Source organism: Staphylococcus sp. 231237_7MaSpsaltlick (assembly GCF_043107035.1).
In genome coordinates, this window is the sequence record NZ_JBICNX010000108.1 from 1 (window position 1) to 1667 (window position 1667).

Sequence of the window (1667 nt, forward strand, 5' to 3'; positions counted from 1 at the left end):
TAAAGTTCAATATTGGAAAAATCAATTACCAGATGGTCAACGTATTAATTCAAATATTGTTAGTAAAGCAGCTTTTGATACATCAAGTAATACGCATGAAGTAAGTAAGTTTATATTAGAAACGAGACGTGCGGAGCTTGTCCATTTGTTTTCGATATTGCCTGTTATCGCTTTTTTAAATTCGTCAAGAAGCATTAAAATTATTAATCTAATCTATGTCATTATAGCTAATGTACCGTGTATAATTGTGCAACGCTATAATCGACCTAAATTAGTACGTATATATTCGAAAATGCTAAAAAGAAAAGGTGATTAGATGAGAAAGAAGCAAGTAGTTGTCATTGGAGGGGGACTAGGCGGCATTGCCAGTGCAATCCGCATGGCTCAAGCAGGCTATAATGTGAATTTGTATGAACAAAACAATCACATTGGTGGAAAAGTGAATAGATTAGAGATAGAAGGTTTTGGTTTTGATCTTGGCCCTTCTATCTTAACTATGCCTAAAATATTTCAAAGATTATTCCAGCAATGTGGTAAAAGGCTAGAAGATTATGTGCATATCCGTAAATTAGATTTGCAGATAAGAAATGTCTATCCTGATGGTGAAATTGTAGATTTATATGAGTCTATGCAAGATACTTTGATAAATAATAATGTAGTAACAGATAAAGATATAAAGCAACTCACTACATTCTTTAAATATGCGCAACAGATACATAAAGCTGCTGAAAGTAGTTATTTTGATAAAGGCTTAGACACAATGTCTGAAATCATTCGTTATCACGGGCCATTTTCAGCATTAAAAAAATATGATTACTTCCATACCATGCAACAAGCAATTGATAAAAGAGTAAACAATCCATATTTAAGAAAAATGTTAGGATATTTTATCAAGTATGTAGGCTCATCCTCTTATGACGCACCGGCTGTATTGAGTTTGTTGCCTCAAATGCAACATGATGAAGGTTTATGGTATGTAGATGGAGGCATTCATAAATTAGCTGAAGCTATGGAACAATTAGCTAGAGAATTAGGCGTAGATATACATTTTGAGACATGTGTGAAACGTATAAATTATAATAGTGAAAATGAAGTTATCGGTATAGTATTAGCAAATAATGAAGATATATATGCAGATTATATTATATCTAACATGGAAGTAATTCCTGTTTATAAAAATTTATTGAATTTTGATGAAAATAAAATAAATAAATTAGAGCGCAAATTTGAACCAGCTAGTTCTGGATATGTGATGCATCTAGGTGTTGATAAAATTTATCCTGAACTTAGTCATCATAATTTTTTCTTCTCTAATAATTCTAAAAAAAATTACAAAGAAGTCTTTCATCAATATGTTTTACCTCAAGATCCTACAATTTATGTGGTCAATACAAATAAAACAGATGACTCACAAGCCCCTAAAGGACATGAAAATATAAAAATATTGCCGCATATACCTTATATTCAAGGGCAACCATTCAGCGAAGAGGCATACCTCCAATTCCGAGAATGTATATTGGATAAATTAGAGTCTATGGGACTAAAGGATTTGAGACAACACATCGTATATGAAGATGTATGGACACCACATGACATAGAAAACACATATAATTCTAATAAAGGGGCTATTTATGGCGTAGTGTCGAGTAAGAAAAAGAATAAAGGAT

2 protein-coding genes are annotated in these 1667 nt (G+C 31.9%); both read left to right on the forward strand.

Going from position 1 to position 1667, the window contains the following annotated elements:
• The coding region (locus ACF91D_RS30140; protein WP_392438409.1) for a glycosyl-4,4'-diaponeurosporenoate acyltransferase CrtO family protein at positions 1 to 316 on the forward strand (316 nt) is incomplete at its 5' end.
• Positions 317 to 1667, forward strand: a 1351-nt coding sequence (locus ACF91D_RS30145; protein WP_392438410.1) for a phytoene desaturase family protein, incomplete at its 3' end; no start/stop codon positions are given. It abuts the gene before it with no gap.